The following is a 26,259-nucleotide window of genomic DNA, read 5'->3' as shown; positions in this document are numbered from 1 at the left end:
AAAAAATTAAAAATAAAAAAAGCCTAGGGAAATATTATTAAAATATCTCCCAGGCTTTTATCCTTCCGTGTACACAGTAAACTGTGCGCTTTCTCTCGGACCTGCCAACGATAAATTGCGGAACCCTAGAAAACTAAACTATATTTTATTATGGTTTATAAACATAAGTGAATTTTATCATAATATATAGCCTAAATCAACTTTATTATAACTAAGTTTTTAATAGGAACGGTTATTCTCATAAATGAATAAGATGGCAATAGAAAACTAATTAAATTGAATTAAAAGCTGAAGTTTTTTATTGAATTATATGTTTATTTAAATTTGGAGGATAACTGTATGAATAGAATGGTTTATAATTTTCTTGTTAATATGACATTTGATAATAGTGACGTAGTTAATGTTAAAGAAAGATCAATCACATCAAGGCAATTTCCTTATGAAGTTAAAGTTATAGCTGAAAACTTGTATGTACCTTGGGCTATTGCAATAAGTGATGAGGGGAAATTATATGTTACAGAGAGGTCTGGAACTATTAGAATCATTGAAAATGGTAAGTTGTTGTCACAGCCCTTAATTACATTTAATGCACCTTTTATAAGTCAAGGAGAAGGTGGGTTGATGGGAATTGTTTTAGATCCAAATTATTCACAAAATCATTATATGTATGCTATGCATTCATATTCAGAAGGGAATAAACTTTATAATCGTGTTGTCAGATTAATTGAAAACAATAATACAGCATCTATTGACAGGATTCTTATAGATAGAATTCCATGTGGATCAATTCATAATGGTGGAAGGATTAAGATAGGACCAGATAAGAGATTGTATATAACAACAGGGGATTCAGGGAATCCACAGCTGGCACAAGATCCTGCAAGTAAAGCAGGAAAGATATTGAGAATAGAATTGGATGGGAGAATTCCTAAAGATAACCCAATTATTAATTCACCTGTTTATAGCTTAGGTCATAGAAATCCAGAGGGGTTAGCATGGAATTCAAAAGATGTTTTGTATGAATCTGAGCATGGACAATCAGCACATGATGAGATAAACATAATACAACCAGGAGCAAATTATGGATGGCCAATTGTTCAAGGAAGTGATAGTTCCACTGAGATTACAGTACAAAAACCATTAATACACAGTGGCGAAGATACTTGGGCACCATCAGGTATTACCTTTGTGAGTAAAGGTCCATGGGAAGGAAAATTACTTGTTGCAAATTTGCGAGGACAGCAATTACTATCTATATCCTTTAATGAAAATGGGGTAGGAGTGAAAAATGTAGAGTCTTGGCTTAAAAATCAGTATGGACGATTACGTGAGGCAATTGAAGCAAAAGATGGTTCAATTTACTTAACAACAAGCAATAGGGATGGCAGAGGAAATCCTGATATATCTGATGATAAAGTTATTCAGCTCATTCCAAAATAAAGTAAGTATTGATTGCAATAATTTGACAATATAAATTATGATAAGTATAATTATGGTAATGAAATTGAAAGGAAGTGTTTTTATGATGTTTAAAAAGAGCAGTGTATTAAAGGTGGTTTTTGAATAACACGCCTTAGATACTATATAAATATATTATCACTTTGCGTGTTGTTCTTTTACCACGGTAACTTGAGTTAAAAAGAATAACATATCAAAGGAGATTATAAATAATGAGAAAATTTGAATGCTGTGAAGAATATTACAATAAATATGGAAAGTTTTTTGAAGATAATAAAATGCTTGGACCTAATGCTATGTGGCTGATTGAGATTCTTTGCGAAAAGATGGATTTAAAGCCAGGTATGCGTGTGTTAGATATGGGATGTGGTATGGGACTTACATCAATATTTCTTGCTAAAGAGTTTGGTGTAACTGTATTTGCAAATGATTTATGGATAAGCCCTACTGATAATTATCATCGTTTTGTTGAAATGGGGGTAGAGGATAAGGTATTCCCAATTCATGCAGAAGCTCATGCATTACCTTATGCAGAAAATTATTTTGATGCAGCAATAAGTATTGATGCATATCATTATTTTGGTACAGATGAGATATATCTACCTAACTATTATTCTAAGTTAGTTAAGCAAGGTGGACAATTTGGAATTGTTAGTCCAGGTCTTACAAGAGAGTTTAGTGATGGCTTACCAGAAGCTATGAAGGCATATTGGGAGGCAGACATGTACTGTTTCCATAGTGCAAAGTGGTGGAAAGATTTGTGGCAGAAGACAGGTATAGTTGATGTAAACTATGCTGAAACTATTGAAGATGGTAAGGAAATCTGGAGGTCAACTGCTGATTATGATTTACATGATGCAGATTCAGAAAATTATCTTACACTTATAGCCATGACTGCTACTAAGAAGTAATAATAGCATAAGTGTTTATATTAACAATAAATAGTAGAAGTATTTGATGAATTAGAAAATCCTCAGATGATGGGGGTTTTCTTTTTTGTACTTTTCAACATGACTATAATATGACATATAGTTGTTCAATTAAGTATGTTATCATTTCAACAAAGAGATAGATAAAGTTTATCTATCTAATTTGTTTAGGAGTGTTATTATGAACTTAAACTTTAAAATACAGTCATTATATGTGTGTGTAAAGGACATGAATCGAGCAATAAAATTTTATGAAAGATTATTAGGACAAGAAGTTACTGAAAGAGATGAAATATATAGTGTTTTTGATATTAATGGTTTTAGATATGGCTTGTTTGCTCACGAAAAGATGAAGGAAGAGAAGTCTTGGGGGAATAATTGCTTACCAAGTCTAGAGGTTAATGATATAGATTCAATTCAAAAAAGATTATATGAATTAAATTGTCCAATAGTCTTTCCATTAACAACTATTAGATGCAATGAGGTTTTAGAATTTAAGGACAGCGAAGGAAATTGCATAGAGGTTACTTGCAGAATAAAATCTTAAAGAATTAGAACATGTGAAATGTAATTTGGAAATAATGTAATAACAGCAAGTAAAATCAAGCAGTAAGCTCTCTATTTTCCTATAATAAATGTAGGGCAGTTGAAATGAGGTGAACAAACGAATGTATGAGTGGCAGAAGCAAATTCAGATAATCGTTGATGAAATTGACAAATGTATTAAAAATTACAATGATGAAGCATTAACACTACGATTTCTTTCTCGCAGACTGGGTTATTCCGAATTTTATACAACGAGAAAATTTAAAGAAATATCAGGTATGCAATTTAGGGAGTATCTAGGAAACAGAAAATTAGCCTTTGCACTAAAAGAAGTGAGGGATAGTGAAAAAAGCATTTTGGATATTGCTTTTGATTATGGTTTTTCATCACATGAAGCTTTTACTAGAGCTTTCAAGAGAACATATGGTGTAGCTCCAAGTGAATACCGAAAAAATCCTAGTCCTGTCGTTCTTCGCACAAAAATAAACCTTTTCGACCGCTACTTTTTAGGATTTGGAGAGATTGGTATGATAAAATCTACAGATGATATTAAAATTTATTTTGTGACCATTCCTGCACACAAGTTTTTGCACATTAAAAACTATGAAAGTAATGGTTATTGGGACTTTTGGCAAAAGCAAAGTCTTATTCCGGGACAAGATTGCGAAACAATTTCAGGATTACTCGATAGTATCAAGGGCAAATTGGATGACCATGGTGGGAGTGAATGTAACAGTGGAAGTGGTCAGATTATGGCATACATTAATGACCCAGAGGGCAGACTCTGCGATTGGGGTATTCCACGTACAGAGTGTTATGGTGCACGTCTTCCCGTTGATTATAAAGGCGAAGTACCCCCACAAATGCTTATGATAGATGTTCCCGAAGCTGAGTATATTGTTTTTGAACATGGGCCATTTGACTATGAGCAGGAAAATCGTAGTGTGGAGGAAAAGATTGAAAAGGCAATGGCAACTTTTGATTTTACAGGCACCGGTTACTGCTTTGATACTACCCCTGGTAGAATAATTTACTTTTATCATGATCCAGAAAGGTTTTTTAAGTATATCAGACCAGTGCGTAAGTAAATAAAATCCACTTAAATGACCAATTTGTAATAGAAAATGCAAGATGGCTGACCTCAATGAGTGTAAGCCATCTTGCATATATAAATATATATATATTTATTTTAGCATGTTGCCATATACTGACCGAATGTAAAAAAACATTTCTATATTGTTTATTATATAAAGAAGCCAGCATTCTAGGTAGTTTATCTTACATTCTACAGACAGAAAACAAACGTAAGGAATGAGGCAACTGTATGCATTTAAAGCATAAATTGTAATCATATAAAGATATATTGAAATATGGGATATGTTAAATTATACTAATTATGTAAGGGAATATAATAGGCTTTGTCTTACTGCTACATTGCCATGGTATAATTCTGCACTTTATATTGCAGGTATTATATCATTCAAGTATTAGAGCATATCTACATAAGTGATAAACAAATTATAAATTTATATTTAGGAGAAGAATATGTATACTTACAAGATTATTATTTTTGATTTAGATGGTACTTTATTTAAAACGGATACAGTATTTATAGATGCCATGCATGATACCTGCATGTCAAGAGGAATGGAACGAATTGATAAAGAAAGACTTCTTAAACTTATAGGAAAACCTTCAACTGCAATATGTAGGGAATTATTTGGAGAAAATTTGAGTGAAGATGAAATCCAAAGTATTAGGAATGAACTTAAAATTAATGAGGATAAGCTAATTGTTAAATCGTCACAGTTATACGAAGGTGTTAAAGAAATGTTAAGTACCCTTAAAAATGAGGGGTATACATTAGGAATTTGCACTAATGGCAGCAGAGAATATATGAGTAAAATATTATCTCATTTTAACATAGAGGAATATTTTGAAATTAAAAAATCAAGAGTTGAGGGATTGAAAAAATTTCAAATTATAAAGCAAATACTAGATGAAAATGCAAGCTGTAGTGCCATTGTAGTTGGAGATACTGTTATAGACTTTGATGCAGCTGATGCCACTAGGTGCTTATCTATAGGTGTATCATATGGATATGGTGGAGATGACTATAAAAATTCAGATTTTATTGCAGATAATCCAGCAGATATTTTCAAGATTATTAGTAAGATTAATGGAATTTACAAAGAAGTTGCAGGACAAATTCTGAATATAAAGCAAAAAAATAAACCATTAATAGTAGGCATTAATGGTGTAGATACCTCTGGAAAGTCAACATTTACAAAAGAACTGGTCAGATACCTATTTAAGATTGGGTTTAGAAGTCAGACTATTTCTATAGATGACTTTCATAACCCTTCAATGATAAGAAACAAGGAAAACAATCCTATTATTTCATATCTCAATAATGCATTTGATATTGCGAAAATTGAGAATGAGATTATGAAACCTCTTGTAACTGAAAATAAATTAGATAAAGAACTTTTACTGCTAAATCTTGAAACAGATAGGTTTATCAATAATAAGAGGTATGTTATAGATGAAGACACTATTGTACTTTTTGAGGGGGTACTGCTCTATAGAGAGCCACTTAATCAATATTTTGATTTAAGAATATTTATAGATGTTTCCTTTGATGAAGTATTAAAAAGAGCAGCCAAGAGAGATTTGAGTATACTTGGAGCCGCTGTAATTGAAAAGTACACCAATAAGTATATACCTATACAAAAATTATATATAGAAAAATATAATCCGAAGGTTTTAAGTGATATTGTTATTGATAATAATGATTATTTGAACCCTAAAATTATAAAAAGCCCTAATGTTAATTCAACAGGATATTTGTAGAGATGAAAGCTTAAGGAAAGGGCATTTTATAAATCAAATTCAAATGAACATTGTAAGGAATGCTCAAATCAGAAAGAAGCTTTGTGAGGGTCTTGCTATTGATGAATTGGCAGTAGAGTATTGTCTTGCAATTGATAATAAATTGGCTTATTTATTGAATTATCTAGTGATGGAGTAAATGAAAGCATGATACTTGTCCCAATCTGTACCTTAGAGTTTTAAGGAAACTGTCACTTTTAAATATGACAAAATCCATTTACACTATACATGTTAACATAAATTGAAGAAATTACTATGCAAAATACAATAAGGAATTTTTAGGAGGGTCAAGTATGGTAAATAAGCAAAGATTAATAGATGAATTCGTAGAACTAGTACAAATTTATAGTGTAAGTTTAAAAGAAGGTGCTGTAGCTAAGGTTTTGGTAGAGAAATTAAATCAATTAGGTTTGGAAGTATATATAGATAATGCAGGAGCTAAAGCTGGTGGAGAAACTGGCAATATTATAGCTACATTGAAGGGAAATAAACCGGGGAAAACTGTATTGTTTGGTTCTCATATGGATACAGTTAGAACTGGCGAGAAAATAAAGCCTGTAATAGATGAAGCAAATGGTATAATTAAAAGTGATGGAACTACAGTGTTAGGTTCTGATGACAAAGGCGGCATAGCTTCTATATTAGAAGCTATAAGAATAATAGAAGAAAATAATATAGACCATAGCGATATACAAATAGTATTCTCTGTTTGTGAGGAAATAGGGTTATTAGGTTCTAAATACTTAGACTATAGTAAGGTAAAGGCAGATTATGCATTCATGTTAGATGATGGTGGAGCCCCTGGAAAAGTAATAGTCAAAGCTCCAGCTCAAGATAGTATAAAAGTAAAAATAAAAGGTATACCATCCCATGCTGGTGTATGTCCAGAAAAGGGTATAAGTGCAATAATGGTTGCAGCTAGAGCTATAGAAAATATGAAGTTATTAAGAATAGATGAAAATACTACAGCTAATATAGGTGTTGTAAATGGTGGAATTGGTACTAATATAGTTATGCCAGAACTAGAAATATTAGCAGAAGCCAGAAGTTTAGATAGCTCAAAGCTAGATGCTCAAACTCAACACATGGTAGCAACCTTCGAGCAGGCAGCAGCTGACTTTGGTGCAGAAATAGAAATAGAAACACAAAGAATGTATGAAGCTTTTTCTATAGATGAGAATGATGAAATAGTTAATACATTAAAGAAAGTTTTCTCTAAAATGAATATAGACCCTACTGTTGTTGCTTCAGGTGGTGGAAGTGATGCAAATATATTAAATGCTAATGGTGTAAAAGCTGTTACCCTAAGTGTGGGAATGGAAAACGCACATACATTAGAAGAATATATAAAGATAGAAGATTTAATCACTTCAGCTAGAATGGTGGTGGAAATAATAAAGCATATTTAATTACATTGTCGTAAAATTTTCAGGATAATCTACTTAAATGCAAGAAGAAAATATTACTTATAAAAATTTACGTTATAACTGTTACGGGGGAGTGTATCATAAGTAACGGGAACTTGTAGCCTTAGCTATTGATTTTACTTAGCTAAGGCTATTTTTATAAATAGAAATAGTATATTATAAGCAATATTGACCTTACAAAATATGTTACAATAAGGGAAGAAAAGCAACTTTTAATGAAGTTAAGTATACAGTAAACAATAATTTATAGGGGGTAAGTTATGAAGAATATATTAGTTACAGGTGGCACTGTGTTTGTTAGTAAGTACATAGCAAAATATTTTCAATTAAAGAAAGATTGTGAGGTTTATGTTTTAAACAGGGGAACTAAACAACAATTAGAGAACGTTAATCTAATATGTGCAGATAGGAACAATTTAGGAGAGTGTCTACAGAAATATTCCTTTGATACCATAATAGATGTATGTGGATATAATCAAAAGGATATTAAAAATATACTAGATGCTGTGGGAGAATTTAAAGATTACATATTTATTAGTTCGTCAGCAGTTTATCCAGAAACAAATATGCAGCCATTTTCTGAAGATCAGAGTGTTGGTTTAAATTCAATATGGGGCAAATATGGAACAGATAAGATTGAGGCAGAAGAGTATTTATTATCAAGAGTTCCTAATGCATATATTCTAAGACCACCTTACTTATATGGACCGATGCAAAATGTATATAGAGAACCATTTGTATTTGAATGTGCATTAAAAAACAGAAAATTTTATATTCCTAACGATGGAAGAATGAAATTGCAGTTTTTTCATGTAGATGACTTATGTAAGGTTATTGAAAAAATTTTAGAAAAACATCCTAAAGAGCATATATTCAATGTTGGAAATTTAAATTTAGTAGATATAAATACATTTGTTGAACTATGCTATAAGGTGGTAAGAACGCCTTTAGAAAAAGTATATGTAACTAATCATGATAATCAGAGAGATTATTTTAGTTTTTATAATTATGAGTATAGTTTAGATGTATCAAGACAAGCTGAATTATTGCCAAAGCAAAAAGATTTATTTGAGGGATTAAAGGAATCTTATGAATGGTTTAAGGATAATTCTAATGAAGTTGTAAAAAAGGATTATATTAATTTCATTGAGCAAAATTTTTGATTTATTAGTTTTTTGGATGAAGTATAAAAACTTAAGTTAAAATAATTGCTCCAATTATTTTAATGGATAGATTGAAAGAATTAATGATTTAGGTGTGTTTTAAATGATTAATGCTAAATAAATATAGATAATAAGAGGTGTGGATCATAATAGGATTTGCACCTTTTGTATATCATTATAATGTTAACTTTATTATATTGAATAAAAACTGAAATATATTAAAATATAACTTGAAGACGTGTAATTTTATAAGTATGTATAAGATAGTTGCTAATAAGTATATTGAAGTATATTGAAAATTAAATTTGGGGTGTTTTATGATAAATAATCTAAGAAAGAAAATGAATCAAAGTGAGAATGGAATATATCAGATCTTGTATAAAGCATTAGTTTCACTTAGTTTTGGTATTCTGGGCTTTATTGGGATCTTTTTTTCGTTAAGAATAAAAATTAATCAATTTAATTTAGATTTTATTTGGAGCCTAATGTTCCCCATGCTTGTTACTCAAGCGTGGGGAATAAAATATGGACTTTTAAGTGCAGTTATTGGATTAAGTGTGTTTCATCCTTTTTATCTTTGGGGAAATGAGGGGTGGGCATGTTTTGTTAGTTTTTTTAGTTCTATTTTTTGGTTTGGGTTGCATGGATATGGAGCAGAGAAAAGAAAACAGTCCACAGTGTATTGGTATAATCTTTATTTTATTGAGATGCTTTGTTGTTTACTAAATTTAGTGTTGTATTTTTTTATCTTTCCACTCTCAATAAAATACAATACACATTATTTGTATAAGGATGTTATTACCACTGTTGACACTTGGGATATTAATACGTTTTTGGTAAAAAGAACGGCTCAAGATTTTTTCATTATTATTGGATGTGATACAGTTCTATTACTACCAAGTACAAAAAAAATATTTTTGTTTAATGTAGAAAATAAATCAAGACATAATGGGACTATTTTAGCAAGAGCTTTGATTAATTGCATAATATTTTGTTTTCTTTCAGTATTTATAGAATATTTATTAAATTTAAGAAATAAATTATTTGAAATATCTCAAATCTTAGATGCTAGGAATGGAGTATATTTCATTATTCTTACAATGTTCTCTATGGTTACAGGAAATGTTATAGTACGTTACCTCGAGAGAAAACAGAAAGCAGAGGAGCTTGTTAGACAAAGCGAGAGAAAATATAATGATATTTTTCAAAATATCATGAACCTTTATAGTGAGACGAAAATTGATGGAACAATAGTTGAAATATCCCCTTCTGTAAAAAAGATATTAGGATACGAACAGCATGAGATTATAGGGAAAAACATAGGAATAATTTATAAAAAACTAGAGTTTAGAAAGCAAATATTAAAACAGTTGTTGGATGAAAAGAATATTGAAAATATAGAATTTCAAGGGAGAAAGAAGGATGGTACAGAATGTATTCTTCTGGCAAACTTTAAATTGGTTATTGAAGAAGATGGAACGGAAAAAATCATCTGTATTGGAAGGGATATTACTGATTATGTAGAAGCTAAGAGAAAGCAAGCTGAGATTCAAGAAGAATATAAGATTATTTTTGATAAAATGCTTGATGGGATGATCGTAAGCGAGTTTATATATGATGAAAATGGTGAAGTTGTAGATATAATAGCAACTAAAGCAAATCAAGCAATTGAGACACATCTTGGTTTAAAGGTTTCGGACGTTATCGGGAATACATATATAAAATCTTTTGGGGGAAACAAATTAACTATGGAAAAGTTCCATAACATATTAAAAACAGATAAGCCGTTAAAATATGAGGCTTTTACAGTAAGATTTAATAGAAATTTAGTATTAAATGTTTTTAAACTTAATAACAAACAGGTAGCGATCATGTTTCATGATATCTCTGAGATAAAACAGTTAGAAACAAAGCAGAGAGAAATGACAGAGCGTTTAGAAGCAGTCTTTGAAAGTACTGATGATAACATATATTCAATAGATAAGAATTATCACATTTTGAATTTTAATTCAGCATTAAAAAATCATATAAAACAAAGTTATAATTCTGAGATTTGGAATGGAAAGAGCATACTAGAACTTTTACCAGACGATATTGTAAGTGAGTGGAAATCACTTTATGATAATGCAATGAGCAAAGGAAAATATAGCTTTGAATATTACAACATTAATGATAAAAGATATATGGAAGTAGTATTTAATCCGATATATCATAACAAGGAGATTTGTGGAACAGCTGTATTTGCTAAGGATATTACAAAAAGAAAAAAAGCAGAGCAAGAACTTATAAAGATTAACAAAGAGCTGGAATACCTTGTAGAAGAACGCACTAGAGAGCTTAGAAGTACATTAATAGAATTAGAAGCGTTTACTTATACAGTGTCACATGATTTGAAGTCTCCTTTAAGGACAATTGATGGATATAGTAGAATAATTCTTGAAGATTATGAAGAAAGCCTTGAAAAAGAGGTTGCGAATATGATCGGTAATATTGCTAATGTAAGTTGTGATATGATAGAGCTCATAGACAGGGTACTACAATATTCAACTACTTCTAAAGAAAATATTCAAAAGGAAAAAGTAGATATAAGAGAAATGTTTATAAATGTATTTAATGAGATAAAAGCAACCTGTGTAGAAAGAAATATTGATTTTAATGTAGAAGAAGTAATGCCAATTGTAACTGTAGATAAAACTCTTATAAGGCGTGTAGTTTATAATATATTAAGTAATGCAGTGAAATTTACAAAGAACAAGAAGGTTGCTATTATCAATGTTAGGTATTTACAAAAATCTAATGAGCAAATATTTTGTGTAGAGGACAATGGTGTTGGTTTTGATATGAAATACTCGAAGAAGCTTTTTACTATGTTTCAGAGACTTCATAATAAAGAAGATTATGAAGGAAGTGGAATCGGATTAGCTACAGTTCATAAAATAATTCAGAAGCATGGAGGAGAAACGTGGATAATGAGTAGGTTAAATGAGGGTACTAAGGTGTTTTTTTCTATACCTATAGAAAAAGGTGATTAAATGTATAAGGTAATGATAGTTGATGATATGGAGATAATTAGGATTCAGTTGAAAAGACTAAAAGTATGGGGAGTAGTTTCAGATTTCGAAATAGTAGATGAAGCTAGGAATGGACACGAGGCACTTATAAAACTTCAAACTAATACTGTGGATTTAATTATAACTGATATACGTATGCCTATGGTAGATGGTGTTGAGTTACTTGAGCAAGTGATGAAAAAAAAGCTGGCGTCTTGTGTTGTACTTTTAAGTGAATATAGTGAATTTGAATATGCCAGAAAAGGATTAGTATTAGGTGCTTTTGATTATCTTGTTAAACCAATAAATTCAAATGATATTAGACAGTTACTTGATAGAGCTAAATTGTTAATCAGTGAAAAGAAAGAAGAAGAGAAAAAATTAAAAGAATATAATCCTTTATTAGATGTTGCACAGATATTAGAATTGCTTGAAAGTGGTACAACAGTAGAAAATTTAGCTCATTCTATTTTTGATAAATTAGTTTTGGAACATTTTGATAAAATAAGAATGCATCATTTTATCACAGAGTTTTTTCAGGCAGTATTGGAAGCAATAAACAATAATATGCCGTGGTTTATAAAATTTGCTGATTTAAGTTGCATTAAGACTTTAAAACTGTATAATGCAACTTCTTTAGAGGAATTAAGGGATATATATATTTCTTGTATCAAAGATTTAGAAGTGCAAATTATGTATCTATATTTAGGTAAAAGCTATGGAAGTTTAATAAATGAAGTAAGTATATTTATTTTGAATAATGTGGAAAATGAAATCACATTATCTACAATAGCAACTTATATGCATATGAATAAAAATTATCTATGTGAAATATTTAAGAAAAAAACCAGGATGTCACTATTAGAGTACATAATAAAAGTTAAAATAGAAAGAGCTAAAAAGATGCTTAGAGAGTGTGAAGATAGAGCTTATGAAATAGCAGATAAACTGGGTTATAAGGACCCAGAGTATTTTAGTAAGCTATTCAAGAAGTGTTCAGGTATGTCACCAACAGAGTATAGAAAATTAAAAAGTTAAGTAAGAAGTGAAAGCTTGTTTAGGAGTCTAATTATAAATGTATAGAGTAATTTATTCTGAAAGGTAATACTTTTTCTAGTTATTCAATAAAAGCAATGTATCATTTGAAATAAAATGTACATTGTTTTTTATTTTTAAAAGCTGAATTTTTTCTGGGTAAGATATAGACTTTTTTCATTAAGTTTTCAATAAAAGCAATGTATAATTAAAGCAATTTGTAATAGAATTTATTTTTTATAATCTATGAAGTAGTTGAAATTGGAATGTGGAGATTTTAACTTTTTATTAACAGATAATTGAGTTGATTAAAGAATGAAAAACAAAAAAAGAAGAGAAGATTTTGCGAATATGGAGGGATATTAATGAAGTTTTTTAATAATTTAAAAATGTTATATAAGCTGATAATAGCTTTTGTAATAATGATAGTATTTATTGGAAGCGTTGGGTTTATAGGAATATCAAATATGAAAAAGATTAATTCAAATGTTTCAAATTTGTATAATGTAGATTTGATAGGTGTAAATGACGTAGGTACTATTTATGCTAATCTTCAGAATATTAGAGCAGATATTTTACAGATTTTAGATCCTAAAAAAAGTAGTCAAGTTTCTAGTTTAGTTGATGATATAGACAAATTGCAAGAGAAAGATAAGAAACTAGTTGAAGAGTATAAAACTACAATTACTACTACACTTGATAAGGAACAGTTTGCACAGTTTGAAAAATTATTAGGTGATTATAGAACTGTTCGTAATCAAATTATAGATAAAGTAAAAGCTTCAGATTATGATGGAGCTAATGCCATTTATCCTGAGGTTTCTAAAATTAGGGAAGAGATGCTTACGGCATTAGATAAAGAACGAGATTTAGCTATGAAAATGGCTACTAATGATTATAATAGCAGTGAGGAAATTTTTCATAGTAGTACAATTACTGCGGTTAGTATAATAGTAATAGCTATTATAGTAGCAATTATTTTAGGTACCTTTATATCTATTGTAATCTCAATGAGACTAAAAGATATTCTAGCATTTTCTGAAGCTATAGGTGATGGAGATCTTACAAGAACTATTAATATTGATTCAAATGATGAGATAGGAAATGTTGCTAAGGCATTAAATAAATCTAATGATAATATTAAAATTCTGATAAGTGAAATAATGAACGGTGCTAGTGATATGAGTGCAACAAGTGAAGAGTTATCTGCAACTGTTGAAGAAGTATCATCTAAAATGCAAGTTGTAAATGAATCAGTAGAACAAATATCTAGAGGAGTTCAGGACTTAAGTTCAACTGCCGAGGAAGTTAGCGCATCAACAGAAGAAATAAGTGCTAGTACAAATGAACTTGCGAATAGAGCAAATGATTCTAAGGTAGCTGTAATTGATATAAAACAACGTGCTTTTGATATAAAGGTTAAAGCTTCAAAAAATATAAAAGAAGGTACAGATGTATATAATCAGAATCGTTCCAATATTTTAAATGCAATTGAAAAAGCTAAAGTTGTAGAAGATGTTAAAATTATGGCTGATTCAATTGGTAATATAGCACAACAGACGAATTTATTAGCTTTAAATGCTGCAATAGAGGCAGCAAGAGCTGGAGAACAAGGAAAGGGATTTGCAGTAGTTGCTGATGAAGTAAGAAAACTTGCAGAGGGAGCCTCACAAGCAGTTGAAAATATTCAGAGTATGGTTGGTGAGGTAAAGGCAGCAGTTAATGAACTTTCAAAGAGTGGTCAAGATGTACTTGATTTCATGGAGAAAGATGTAAAACCAAATTATGAATTCCTTCTAAATACAGGTATTTATTATGAAAAGGATTCTGAATTTATGAATGATATTGCAGAGGAAATTTCGACTTCTTCTGAACAAATGAATGATGTTATTGAGCAAGTAAGCATTGCTATACAAAGTGTATCCGCAACTGCAGAAGAATCAGCTGCAAGTTCTGAGGAAATTGTAAATAGTGTCAATGAAGTGACTTTTGCTATTGATGAAGTTGCAAAATCTGCTCAAAGTCAAGCAGAACTTGCTCAAAAATTAACTGATATGGTACAGCAATTTAAATTGTAATTTTGATGTTAGCTTGTTGAATAGTGATAAAGTGGAAAATCTTCTAGTGTGAGGATTTTCCTTTTTTGTTTAGAATATTATTAATTTGGCATTGGTATTAAAAATTAAAGCTGTGAATATTGATATAATACTAGGTTAGTAACTATCAGGATTTTTAAATAAATTATTTAAGTGCCAACAATTATATATGATATAATTAAAAAAATGGGCTGGATAAACATAAGGTTATTTAGATATAAACATATAAAACAATAAAATTGTAAACATATAAATATAGAAATATATATAAATATTTATAGACAAAATCAGTGTTGACATGAATTTTCATCTTTTAATAAGTTTAAATATAATTCAGATGGGGGCTTTTTATGTTAATTAGAGAAATAGAAGAAAGAGATAATGAGCAAGTTGAGTCGCTTATAAGGACTTGTTTAATAGAATTTGGTGCTAATAAACCTGGATGTGCATGGACTGATCCTAATTTGGGATGTTTTTATCAAGTTTATCAAGATCAGAAGTCTAAATATTGGGTGGTTGAAAAAGATGGCAAGATAGTGGCTGGTTGTGGTATAGGGCCAGTAGAGAAGAAGAAGGATGTATGTGAATTGCAAAAGATGTATTCTCTAAAAGAAGTTAGAGGAGCTGGGATAGCAGAGCAATTACTAAATTTATCTTTAGAATTTGCAAAGAAACATTACAAACAATGCTACCTTGAGACTTTTGAAAATATGGTGGCAGCGAATAAATTCTATAAAAAGCATGGATTTACTCAATTAGACAAACCTTTAGTTGAAACAGAGCATTATGCTTGTGATGTTTGGTACATAAAAACATTATAGAATAGCTATCATAATGGGTTTTGAATAACTTAAAAACAATATATAAATTAGGGGTGAATGGAATGTTTGGATTTGGAAAGAAGAAAAAGGAAGAGGTTAAGGTAGAAGAACAGGAAGAGGAAGTAATAAAAGATGGATTTATGCCCGTTTATAATGTGAAGCTGCTTTATACTGAAGAGCCCAAGCTTAATTTAGAAAATATATTGGCAAGACTTAAGAAAAGTTGCGGAGAGATTGATGTTATCACTGCAGACAATAATGGAGATATGATGGCAGTAGCTTTCAGAGAACATGTGGTTACATATAAAGATGATAAGAAAGTGCCATCGCAAGGAGTTATACTAAAGGCAAAGTTCGAATATGACGTTGATAAGCTTCAAGGAGCACTGCAACAAAGCTGGATGTTTAGAGATGTTGAAGAAACTGTTATAAAGGCAAGGCATCAGTTAGTAATAACAGATATGATGGCAGCTGGACTTGAATACAAGGAAAGACTTAGCTTATTTCAGAATCTAGTAATTGCAGTGTTAGAAGAAACAGATTGTATAGCAGTTAATTGGGATCCAAGTGAACAATTTGTTCATAAGGAGGATTATCTAAAAAATGTAGCAGAAGATTGTCTTTATGCAGCAGTTAATGTGAGATTTTATAATGTAAGTGATGGTGATGAAGGTGATATGCTAATGGATACCTTAGGTTTATCAGCCTTAGGAATACCAGATTTGCAATGTCACTTTAGAAATTTAGATCCTAATGCAGTAAGTAATATGCTATATAATACAGCACATTATTTATATGAAAAAGGGGATATTATTGAAGATGGACATACAGTACAGGGATTAAAACCAGAAGATAAATGGTTATGTCAACATGAGGTAGCCTTAGCTGGACCTGAAAGAATAGTTATAGATATAAATCCAGGCAAGGGATTTGCTTCTGGTAATAGAAATTAAAGATTGAAACTGGAATTGTAAAATCTGAAACTTTGAAATATTTGGAAATGGATATAGAAAAGCTTTTTCAGTAACAATAATGTATTAGAGGTGATATTTATGGACGATGACAGAGAACTATTTTTAATGCAGCAAAATTATGGAACACTTTTTTCTCTTACTAATAAGATTCAAGTAAAAGCTGATAAATGCTTTGGAAGTTTAACTTCAAGACAACTAATGGTTATGATAGCAATAGTTCATTTACCTGAAGAGGAAACAACGATTAATAATATAGCTAGAAAGTTAGGGACAACGAAGCAGAGTGCAAAACAACTAATAACTATAATGGAGAATAAGGGTTATGTTGTTACTGTACCGAGTAAGAAAGATAAACGTGCAGTGAATATTAAAATCACAGAAGCTGGAAAGCAAGCAACTATGGAATGTGGCGAAAAAGGAATGTATTTTATTCAAAAACTTTTTAAAAGTTTTTCAATTGATGAGTTAGAAACCTTATGGGGGTTTTTAAGGAGATTATATAATTTTGATGGTGAAGAACATGATGGTTTTGAAGATAGAATTGATTTTGAACGAGTTGTAGATAATAGAAATGAGTTAGAAGATTCATAGGAGTTTTCTAACTCTTATTTTTTGCCTAAAACTAAAAATAGGTTTTTATTAAACAGAGTGTAAAAAATTATAATTTTTATTTAGACAGTATATTGACTAAATAAAAATGCAGTGTTATTATAAATTAGACAGTATACTGACTAATTAAAGAGGTGAATATATAAATGAGTAATGTAGTTACAGTTAAAAACTTGGAAAAAAGTTATGCTAGTAAGAAAGCAGTGAATGGAATAAACTTTGTGGTTAACAAAGGTGAAGTTCTTGGTTTGTTAGGTCCTAATGGGGCAGGAAAAAGTACAACCATTAATATTTTATCTACCATTTTATCTGCTGATGGTGGTGAAATAAATATTTTAGGACATGATTTACAAAAGAATGCAAGGCTTATTAAGCAAGAGATTGGAATTGTTCCTCAAGATTTAGCTATTTACGAAGAAATCTCAGCTGAGAAAAATGTTCGATTTTTTGCAAGTTTATATAAGTTTAGTGGAAAGCAGTTAGAAGCCTGCGTTAAAGAAGCATTAGAGTTAGTGGGACTTTATGAAAGAAAAGATGATAAACCAAAAACATTTTCAGGTGGAATGAAGCGAAGGTTAAATATTGCCTGTGCCATAGCTCATCAACCAAAGCTTATTATTATGGATGAACCAACGGTTGGTATTGATCCTCAATCTAGAAATCATATTTTAGAATCAATTAAAATCTTAAAAAAGAAGGGAGCCACAATCATATATTCCACCCATTACATGGAAGAGGTAGAGGCAATTTCAGATAAAATTATTATTATGAATGATGGAAAAATTATTGCCAATGGTACAAAGGAAGAATTGAAAGAGAAATTTGATGATGAAGTCGAATATTCTTTTCATGTAGATAAAATAAATAAATTAGATGATAGTATGTTTAATAAAGTTGATGGAATAAAAAAGGTTAAAGTTTTTGATAACGTAGTTGAGGTTACAGCTGAAAAATCAAAGGATAATCTTAATGGAATTATATCTGAAATTATTGCAAAAGGATGCATGATTCAAAATATGAATGCTAAGGAAGCATCTTTAGAAACTGTATTCTTAGAACTTACAGGAAGGAATCTAAGAGATTAGGGGAGAAAGTATATGAGATTTATAAGAATAATTAAATTTGATTTTATGAATATTCTAAGGAATCCAATGTTGGTAATCTTCAATACAATTTTTCCTTTGATGATGATTGCAGTTATGGGATTTATAACAAAAGGAGGATATGAAGGAAGTATAAGTTCTTATGATTATTATGGAGTTACAATGATGATATTTACAGCTCTATTTGTGGCTGCCACAGCTACAAATACCTTTATGGAGGAGAAAGTTAAAAGAGGTAATACACGTATTATATATGCTCCAATATCAAAAACACAGATATATTTATCTAAATTGATTGCTACTTATATTTTGGGCACAGTATCATATAGCATTATAATGCTTTTGGGTCAATATGTTTTGAATATTAACTTTGGAGGAGGAAATATATTTTATATAATTCTTTTAATTAATGTGTTAACTCTATTTGGATGCTGTTTAGGCATTATGTTCTGTTGCATATTGAGAAGTGAGGAAAGTGCCAATTCTGTAATGCAGCTTCTATTGTATTTCTTTATTTTCTTTGGAGGTTTATTTTTCTCTGTTGACAGTCTTGGAAAAGTTATTGCAAAAATATCATGTTTATCACCAATAAAATGGGTTACAGAATGTGCATTTAAAATCATTTATGATAATGATTTTAGCTTGTATTTACCTACTATTGCTATAATGCTTTTAGGATCTATTGCTTGCATTGTAGTATGCCAAATTGCTTTTAAACCGGAGGAGTATGTATGATGAATGTAATAAATATATTTAAAAATAATTTTCAGAGGATTTTAGCAAAAAAAGCAGTCATCATCGTGGCATTAGTGGTGATACCAATTCTAATTGGAATTGCTGTATTCTTTTCTGGAAGGATAATGATGAAGCAACATATTGCGATAGTTTCAACGCATGAATATAAAGTACCACAAAGTGATATAGTTGAGGTAGACGTACTCAACAAAAAACCATCAACTTCAAATCTCCTTTTAGGAAAATATGATGCCATTGCAGAAGAAAAAGGTAATGGAGATTATGAGATAACTTCTATAAAAAGCAAGGCAGATAAACAAGCTGTTGAGAATTTTTTAAAGCATAAAAAAGCTTCACATGATAGTAAAGAAGGACAAACCAATACTGGTACAGGAACAAAAATTTTAGGTTTTATTTTAATGATTGTCTTGATGCAAGGTGTTGCACTAATCACACTATATCCTGAGGATAGAACTATGAAAACTTTGAAGAGGGTATTGATATCCCCAGTGAGTGAAAAACAATATATTTTGGCTCAAGAGATATTTACATTTATTTGTTTATATGTACCTACGTATTTAGCTGTTGTTGTTACAAAAATATGTTTTGAAGTGGAAATTGGGTTTAGCTTAGGGATGATAGGAATATTGATAGCTATTCTTTCTGCTCTTTCAACAGCGCTTGCTTTATTTTTTGCATCAGCACTTGATAGAGATATATCTTTAGTAGCTAGTGGAATTTACACCATAACGTCTATACTAGCAGGATGTTTCTATTCATTCACTGACAATAATAAGATTCTTGATAGCATTTGCAGTATATTGCCACAGAAAGCATATATGACGATGATAAAAGGAGTTGAAAATGGCAAAGGGATATTAGAATTTAAAGGACAACTTATTTATCTACTTGGGTGGATAGTAGTGTTCTGGCTTTTGGGAAGTGTTATTACTAATAGAAAAATGAAAAAGGGTATTTATTAATGTGCCAAGCTATGTCAGATGGAGATATTTCTGATATAGCTTGGTGTTTCTAATTTAAAACTTATAATTTTAACCATTCGTTTATCTTAATTGCCATGTATAATTTGAAAATATGTTTTCCATTGGTTAAATCTAAGCCGGTAATTTCACTAATTTTATTAATTCTGTAAGACATAGTATTTCTATGGATAAACAGCTTTTCAGCGGCAGTTGAAATACTATTGCCACAAAGAAGATATTCATAGAGGGTGTTACAATATTCAGTACCATTTAACCGATCATACTCTAATAATTTATAGTAGCCAGGGTGGCAGAATATCTGAAGATCTTCTCTTTTTTGAGATTTTGAAAAGAAGTGAAAAAGAACTATATCCTCGTAATAATATATATTTGAATCTTCTTTATCAACAAGCTTTCCAATTTCATATGCTTTAGAGGCTTGATGATAGTAAATTCTTAAATCGTCTAATACAGAGAAAGTTCTGCTAACTCCACATTTTAAGTTGTTTTTTTCCAAGACATCTGTAATATTCAATATTTCATTTTTGTACTCATCTTCACAACTATAATTTACAACTATTATTAGGGAGTTGTAGTATTTTGCAAACTTGCACATGCTTGTCTTCCTTATTAAGGTGGCGTATAAGTAATCAAAAAACCAAATCGTATCATCCGATTCAGATAAAGGAATCTTTATAAGGCATAAAAATTCTTTCAATGTCCAATTAGCAGTTGCCAACCTATTTTGCAGAATGCTGGTTGTTGGCACTTCATTATTAAGCAAGTCTATTATTATATTTTCATAAGCCTTATGAGTCAGACCTTCTTCATAAATGTTGTTACTCATTTCGATAGAAATGATATCAGCCAGAACATTTACTATATCTAAGTTGCTTTGCTCAAATTTATTATTAATTTCATAAACAGCCATGTAGCCTACAATTTTATCTTCAATTTTTATTTTCGTTACAATTCTATGAATATTTTTAGCTATGCCGCTTTTTAGCAGAATAGCCTTATTGCTCGTAAGTGTCATTTTAGTGATACCTTCATTTCTAAATTGGTTAATAGATTTTTGACTACAATATCCATGAATTCGAGCAAATGCCCAAGTAGGTTCGTCTATATCAACATCCGACATTGCTAAAACTTTATATGAAGTATTAGTTATAATAAGGGGATTTCCAAGGATTTCACTTCCTACCTTCACTAACGCCTTTAAACTGTTTCCTTTAGTTAATGCGGAAAGAATTGATGGTAAATTAGAAGCTAAATCGATTACTTTACGAAACTGCATTTGTATAGTATTAAAAAGTACATCAAATGGAATGAACTTGTCCCATATAACAAATTCACATTTTATATTTATATCTTTTTTGAAAGGAATATCTGGTATTAAAATAAGACCTATATTAGGATTTTCTAATTGGATATTTTTAATATCAGAAACAAAGCCAATATATAGGGTATTATCTTCTAGTGGAATAGATTTGAAAATTGGATTAACCATATTATATGAGGTGTTTTTTTTATTATTAGTTTGAATATATAAATTATCTTTATTAAGCCGCATTAATAACTTTTTTAGTGTTAACATTTATATTCTCCTTTCAATCAGATATGTGCGCTTTGCACTTTTTATAATGACTATATTTTGAATTCTGCCCAATGTCAAAGAAATAATGAAACCTTATAATATATTAGGCGAATAAATACATAATATGTCGATTTTTAAAAAAATTAATAAGCTTATCTATGTAAAAAACTATGTTTTAAATTTGAATCGTAAGTAAAATAATAATTTCAATTAATAATACGTAAGTTATTATAACATATACTAACAGATATAGATTATTAATGATTTGAGGGATTTTATGGAAAGATACCAGATTTAATAAATGAAGCATAGAACAAAGATTTAGTTATATTAATTAAAAATATAAATATAAGATTATATAATTAAGGATACAAGGGGGATATAAATGAATTTTATAAGAAATGTAAAAGTAAAGATTAAGTTGTTGGTGTCGTTTTTGATTGTTGCTGTATTTATAGGGATTGTAGGTGGAGTTGGTATAGTATCACTTAAAAATGTGGATAAGAGTGCACAATTAATGTATTCTCAAAACCTACGTACGGTATACATATTGACAGATATGGAAAAAAACCTTACTGAGATAAGAGCTTGTTTAGTATCGTTAGTTTTTAAAAGAGATAGTTCTCAAAAAAGTGAATTAGAAAAGACTATTACAGACAATCAAACTCAGGATGAAAAATACATGAGAGAATATGAGAAATTTTCAGTAAGTGATGATGAAAAGAAAATTTATGATTCATTTTTAAGCTATTTAAAACAATATAGAAGTTTAAGAGATGATATTATTAAATCTATAAATGAAAATGATTATGGGAAAGCAGCTGAAAAATATTCTGAAGTACCACAAGTTAGAGTTGCAATGATTAGTAGTCTGGATAAATTAATACAGACAAATTTAAATGATGCTAAGGTTGCAAATAATGATATTAATTCAATATATAAAATGTCAAACATAACTATATGTATAATTACTTTATTAGGATTTGTAATGGCAGTTATTCTAGGAATATTTATGACTAGTGATGTGAGTAAACCACTAGAAAAAATAAGAGATTATGCAAACAGATTAGCTGCATATGATTTTTCAATTCCAATTAATATTACAAGGAAAGATGAATTTGGACAAACTGGTGTTCAATTAAATAGAGCTCAAGAAAATGTTAGTACTTTAGTTAAAGTTATTCAAGAAAAATCTCAAGATATAGGGGCTTATAGTGAAGAACTTTCTGCAACAGTTGAAGAATTAGCATCAAAGACTTCAAGTATAGACGAAGCGGTAATTAACATTAATAATAATATGCATGATTCAAGTGCAGGAACTGAGGAAATAAATGCGTCTATCCAAGAAGTAGATTCAAGTATTAACATACTTTCTCAGCGAGCTATTGATGGAAGTAATAATGCAAGTGATGCAAAAGAAAGAGCAATAGAAGTAAAAAATAACAGTCAAAAGGCAATAGAAGATACTAGAGCGATATATTCTGAAAAGCAACAAAGGATGTTAAAAGTTATTGAGGACGGGAAAGTAGTAGATGACATTAGAGTTATGGCAGATACTATAGCAGATATATCTGAACAGACTAACTTGCTTGCATTAAATGCAGCAATAGAGGCTGCAAGGGCAGGAGATTTAGGTAAAGGCTTTGCAGTTGTGGCAGAGGAAGTTAGAAAGCTTGCGGAAGAGTCAGCACAAGCAGTAGGTAGTATTAAGCAAACAATTATAATAGTACAAGAAGCATTTAAGAATAGTGTTGATACAGGAAGTGATATATTAGGTTTTATAAATAAGGATGTGCATGAGCAATTTAATTCATATGAGGAGACAGGAAATCAATATTATAAAGACTCCGACTTTGTAAGTAAGATTTCAGAAGAAATTGCCACGATGTCAGAAGAAGTGACTGCTACAGTTGGACAAGTAAGTGAAGCAATGCAGAGTATGGCAGAAGCTGTTCAGAAATCCAGTGAACAAGCTGAAATAATAAAGGAAAGTGTTAGTGAAACTACTGAGGCTATAGCACAGGTAGCAGTAACGGCTCAAAATCAAGCGGAGCTTGCTGAGAATCTTAATGAGATAGTTGAAAAATTTAAAGTTTAATATAGGATTATAGTAAGGATAGCGGATAATTTTAAGATAAATTATCTACTATCCTTGCATCTTTATATAGAGAAAAATGACTAATGTTAATGATTTAATAACAGATCCAACCTTGTTCTGAAGCAATGTGACCATGCTGGAAGATAACCTGCTTGAACTGCTACTCGTTGAGAAATAACATTGCTACAATCCGTGCTGTAATATGGAATATATCCACGCTTAAGTACTTCAAGTGTTAAGGCATTTACCAGAGTGGTCGCAAGCCTATTCCCCCTATATGATAATAATACATCAACACTTATCTGCCACATAGTTTTGCAGTCAGCACTTGCAGTTGCTATCCCAACAACTGTATCTTTATGTTTGGCTATAACTGCTACCATTTCGGGATGTTGGCTATTAATATCATATTGCAAAGCATAATTAAAGTCCTTCAGCGCATAAAGCTTTTGTATATCATCTTTTTCAATAATTTCATATTCAAACTCGTTACTTCTATTTAAAAGAGAGAGATGGTCTAAATTCGGAAGAAAATAAGGGTTGACCCCATAAACAAATGGCATATTCAATGTTTCGTATCTCGTCTTACCTTCAAGTTGCTGATAAATCAATGGCAAAATATCAGTAGATGCATTGATTACTACCCCATTTCCCATTGTAATCATCTCCAATCGTGGTGTTACCCATGGGAAAGGTCGCCTTCCTTCATTTTTCTTTGCTTCTGTGAAAATTAAGCCGTCTTTAACAAAATCATCAGGCGAGCAATTATAATCAATGGCAAGTTGATTGAGTACACTGCCAATCATAATTTTTTTATCAATCATAAACTTATCCCCCTTCTTTTAATCAAAAATATAAATTAACATCCATTTTCAACACTAATTTAAAACATGTCCTTATTTTTATCATAGAAGAATTAAAGTAATGTTTTTTCAAGTTCCTCTAGGTTTCTAATGATATTTTGATTTTTATCTATGATTTTATTGTAGATATAAGATTGCTTGTCTCTACATAGTAAAAATGAGGTAATACCAAGTTTTTCAGCTCCATCACAATTTCTTTTGTTGTCATCTATGAATATTGCTTCGCAAGGAAGTATATTAAGTTCCTCTAGTGCTGTTTTGTACATTAATTCATTGGGTTTTGTGATTCCAAGCTTTGAAGAGATGACAAAGGATGGGAAATAACCCCTTAAACCAGCTGCCCTAAATATATTTTCAAGAGAAGGCCAAGCGTCTGATATTACAGCTAGTTTATATGTTTTACTTAGTTTAGGAATAACATTTATGGCATCTTCAAAAAAGCAATATTTATTAGGATTATATACATAATCCTTTGTAATGTTAGTTATGTCTTCTTCAGTTAGCTTCAGTTCAGGAAGGCACTCTGTAAATATACTATAATACTTAAAAAAGTGTGTATATTCTTCAGTTTCATCTACAATTAGCTTTTGAGAATTGATGTAGTCACCAGCTTTAGTAAAAGCAAGGTCTATTCTAGATTTTGATATGTTATTAAATATTTGCTTATCTACATAAGTGAAAAAGTTAGGCGTTATAAACCAATGTCCCGTACTTGAAACATTTAATACTCTGCCTGAGTCAAATAAAATAGCTTTAATGTTGTTTTTATTAATTGATGTTTTCATTAGAAATCCCCCATAGCTTATTTTAGAAGTAATGTTAATAAAATTCATTTCTATATTTTTCAAAATGCATCTTTATGGTAATATATTAAGTAACATACCTCAATAAGTATGTATAACTATCAAATCTACTTGAAAAGAGTAGAATATTAAGTTGAATACTTTTCAAGTAACTTGATAATCAATATAGAATAAGATGTGGTGATGAAATTGAAAAAGGATTTATGTGAATTGAGGGAAATAGATGAAAAAGTGAAAAGTAAGCTGGATTTTATTAAGAGCAATCCAGAGGCTACACTTGATGATATTAACATAGTAAAGGCTGCGAAAAATAATATATACGAGCAGGTTTCAAAAACATTTATATATAATTTAAAAAAGCTTATTCAACTAGAAGCAACTCAAAAAAGACTGGCAAAGAAAATTGGACTTTCAGAGGATTTGCTTTCAAAATATAAGTCGGGAGAAGCTTTTCCATCTATAGAAACCTTGATTTATATCTGCAAAGTATATGGTATAAGTTTAAATAAGTTTATATCAGAGCCATTAACTGCTGTAGATATTGAGAAATTAGAGAATGAAGAAGAAATAGAGTTTAATATATTTGAAGATAAATATTATGTATATTTCCTAGTAACAAACATAGCTATAGAAGGTGCAATTCATGAGGGAACTGTTGAGTTTTCTAACGATGATGTGAGATTTAATATTCTTTCAAATGATGAGGTAATTAAATATTTTACAGGTAAATATACAATTTCAGATAAACTAATATTTTTCAATTTAGAAAGTATAGATGATGGAATCTCTTATATTAATATGATAAAACCTAATGTAAATAAGAATAAGTATGTTGGTGGGTTAGCTATGCTTATGTTACCTTCAGATGCTAATAGCAAGCCTTGTGTGCAAAAGATTTTATTTAGCAAGATAAAGTTAGATAGGGAATTACATTCTAATGATATAAAAAAGCTTTTGAACTTTTCTGTTGATGATACATCCTTTGGTAATATGAAGATATCTCAAGGGGAAGATGAGGGAGCTTATAATTTTATAAGAAAATTAGGCATCTGAAAATAGACTAGCATATAAACTTAA

At 30.1% G+C, this 26,259-nt stretch carries 21 protein-coding genes and 1 riboswitch; of the genes, 18 read left to right on the top strand and 3 right to left on the bottom strand.

The annotated features are described in order from the left end of the window. Window positions 1–44 precede the first annotated feature (44 nt). Window positions 45–140, bottom strand: a riboswitch (guanidine-I (ykkC/yxkD leader). Between the two features lie 199 nt (window positions 141–339). The 16 genes from OCU47_RS17180 (at window position 340) to OCU47_RS17105 (ending at window position 19,821) form a co-directional block, all read left to right on the top strand. Beyond that, window positions 340–1,440, top strand: a complete 1,101-nt coding sequence (locus OCU47_RS17180; RefSeq protein WP_261829822.1) for a PQQ-dependent sugar dehydrogenase — start codon at window positions 340–342, stop codon at window positions 1,438–1,440. 230 nt (window positions 1,441–1,670) lie between these two features. Further along, window positions 1,671–2,369: an SAM-dependent methyltransferase gene (locus OCU47_RS17175; RefSeq protein ID WP_261829821.1), complete on the top strand. Its 699-nt coding sequence runs from the start codon at window positions 1,671–1,673 to the stop codon at window positions 2,367–2,369. A gap of 199 nt (window positions 2,370–2,568) precedes the next feature. Beyond that, on the top strand, window positions 2,569–2,934 hold the full coding sequence (locus OCU47_RS17170; protein ID WP_261829820.1) for a VOC family protein: 366 nt from the start codon (window positions 2,569–2,571) through the stop codon (window positions 2,932–2,934). 121 nt (window positions 2,935–3,055) lie between these two features. Then, window positions 3,056–4,021: a helix-turn-helix transcriptional regulator gene (locus OCU47_RS17165; RefSeq protein WP_261829819.1), complete on the top strand. Its 966-nt coding sequence runs from the start codon at window positions 3,056–3,058 to the stop codon at window positions 4,019–4,021. A gap of 457 nt (window positions 4,022–4,478) precedes the next feature. Next, window positions 4,479–5,786, top strand: a complete 1,308-nt coding sequence (locus tag OCU47_RS17160) for an HAD hydrolase-like protein (RefSeq protein ID WP_261829818.1) — start codon at window positions 4,479–4,481, stop codon at window positions 5,784–5,786. A 332-nt stretch (window positions 5,787–6,118) separates the two neighbouring features. Then, window positions 6,119–7,234, top strand: a complete 1,116-nt coding sequence (locus OCU47_RS17155; protein WP_261829817.1) for a M20/M25/M40 family metallo-hydrolase — start codon at window positions 6,119–6,121, stop codon at window positions 7,232–7,234. 278 nt (window positions 7,235–7,512) lie between these two features. Beyond that, window positions 7,513–8,415 (top strand): NAD-dependent epimerase/dehydratase family protein, encoded by a 903-nt coding sequence (locus OCU47_RS17150; RefSeq protein WP_261829816.1) that lies wholly within the window; start codon window positions 7,513–7,515, stop codon window positions 8,413–8,415. Between the two features lie 317 nt (window positions 8,416–8,732). After that, a complete protein-coding gene (locus OCU47_RS17145; protein WP_261829815.1) occupies window positions 8,733–11,447 on the top strand; it encodes a PAS domain S-box protein in 2,715 nt (904 codons plus the stop codon). After that, entirely contained in the window at window positions 11,448–12,503 is a 1,056-nt protein-coding gene (locus OCU47_RS17140) for a response regulator transcription factor (protein ID WP_261829814.1), read from the top strand. Window positions 12,504–12,865: 362 nt separating this feature from the next. Next, window positions 12,866–14,578: a methyl-accepting chemotaxis protein gene (locus OCU47_RS17135; protein ID WP_261829813.1), complete on the top strand. Its 1,713-nt coding sequence runs from the start codon at window positions 12,866–12,868 to the stop codon at window positions 14,576–14,578. Window positions 14,579–14,946: 368 nt separating this feature from the next. Next, a complete protein-coding gene (locus tag OCU47_RS17130) occupies window positions 14,947–15,417 on the top strand; it encodes a GNAT family N-acetyltransferase (protein WP_261829812.1) in 471 nt (156 codons plus the stop codon). 62 nt (window positions 15,418–15,479) lie between these two features. Next, window positions 15,480–16,370 carry a DUF4261 domain-containing protein gene (locus tag OCU47_RS17125; RefSeq protein ID WP_261829811.1) on the top strand — a complete coding sequence of 297 codons (891 nt, stop codon included), beginning with the start codon at window positions 15,480–15,482 and terminating at the stop codon, window positions 16,368–16,370. A 99-nt stretch (window positions 16,371–16,469) separates the two neighbouring features. Continuing rightward, window positions 16,470–16,982: a MarR family winged helix-turn-helix transcriptional regulator gene (locus OCU47_RS17120; protein ID WP_261829810.1), complete on the top strand. Its 513-nt coding sequence runs from the start codon at window positions 16,470–16,472 to the stop codon at window positions 16,980–16,982. Between the two features lie 164 nt (window positions 16,983–17,146). Continuing rightward, window positions 17,147–18,085: an ABC transporter ATP-binding protein gene (locus tag OCU47_RS17115; RefSeq protein WP_261829809.1), complete on the top strand. Its 939-nt coding sequence runs from the start codon at window positions 17,147–17,149 to the stop codon at window positions 18,083–18,085. A gap of 12 nt (window positions 18,086–18,097) precedes the next feature. Continuing rightward, the gene (locus tag OCU47_RS17110; protein ID WP_261829808.1) at window positions 18,098–18,838 is read left to right on the top strand and encodes an ABC transporter permease; all 741 of its coding nucleotides are present in this window, start codon (window positions 18,098–18,100) and stop codon (window positions 18,836–18,838) included. Further along, window positions 18,835–19,821, top strand: coding sequence for an ABC transporter permease (locus tag OCU47_RS17105; protein WP_261829807.1), 987 nt, complete (start codon window positions 18,835–18,837; stop codon window positions 19,819–19,821). Before OCU47_RS17110 ends, OCU47_RS17105 begins: the two co-directional genes overlap by 4 nt. 61 nt (window positions 19,822–19,882) lie before the next feature. On the opposite strand, the gene OCU47_RS17100 is transcribed toward OCU47_RS17105, so the two are convergent. Then, window positions 19,883–21,418 carry a PucR family transcriptional regulator gene (locus tag OCU47_RS17100; protein WP_261829806.1) on the bottom strand — a complete coding sequence of 512 codons (1,536 nt, stop codon included), beginning with the start codon at window positions 21,416–21,418 and terminating at the stop codon, window positions 19,883–19,885. Window positions 21,419–21,803: 385 nt separating this feature from the next. Here OCU47_RS17100 and OCU47_RS17095 point away from each other — a divergent pair, with 385 nt between their 5' ends. Further along, on the top strand, window positions 21,804–23,516 hold the full coding sequence (locus OCU47_RS17095) for a methyl-accepting chemotaxis protein (RefSeq protein ID WP_261829805.1): 1,713 nt from the start codon (window positions 21,804–21,806) through the stop codon (window positions 23,514–23,516). Between the two features lie 86 nt (window positions 23,517–23,602). Here the strand turns inward: OCU47_RS17095 and OCU47_RS17090 are convergent, their stop codons facing one another. Further along, complete coding sequence (locus tag OCU47_RS17090) at window positions 23,603–24,340, bottom strand: GNAT family N-acetyltransferase (protein ID WP_261829804.1); 738 nt, start codon at window positions 24,338–24,340, stop codon at window positions 23,603–23,605. A gap of 92 nt (window positions 24,341–24,432) precedes the next feature. Continuing rightward, window positions 24,433–25,164, bottom strand: coding sequence for an HAD-IA family hydrolase (locus OCU47_RS17085; protein ID WP_261829803.1), 732 nt, complete (start codon window positions 25,162–25,164; stop codon window positions 24,433–24,435). 207 nt (window positions 25,165–25,371) lie between these two features. Between OCU47_RS17085 and OCU47_RS17080 the strand changes: the two genes are divergently transcribed. Continuing rightward, entirely contained in the window at window positions 25,372–26,235 is an 864-nt protein-coding gene (locus OCU47_RS17080; protein WP_261829802.1) for a helix-turn-helix domain-containing protein, read from the top strand. Window positions 26,236–26,259 lie beyond the last annotated feature (24 nt).

Source organism: Clostridium sp. TW13, assembly GCF_024345225.1.
Lineage (GTDB): Bacteria > Bacillota > Clostridia > Clostridiales > Clostridiaceae > Inconstantimicrobium > Inconstantimicrobium mannanitabidum.
The sequence above is the reverse complement of the archived record's forward strand: the minus strand, read 5'-3'. Positions and strand labels throughout refer to the sequence as shown.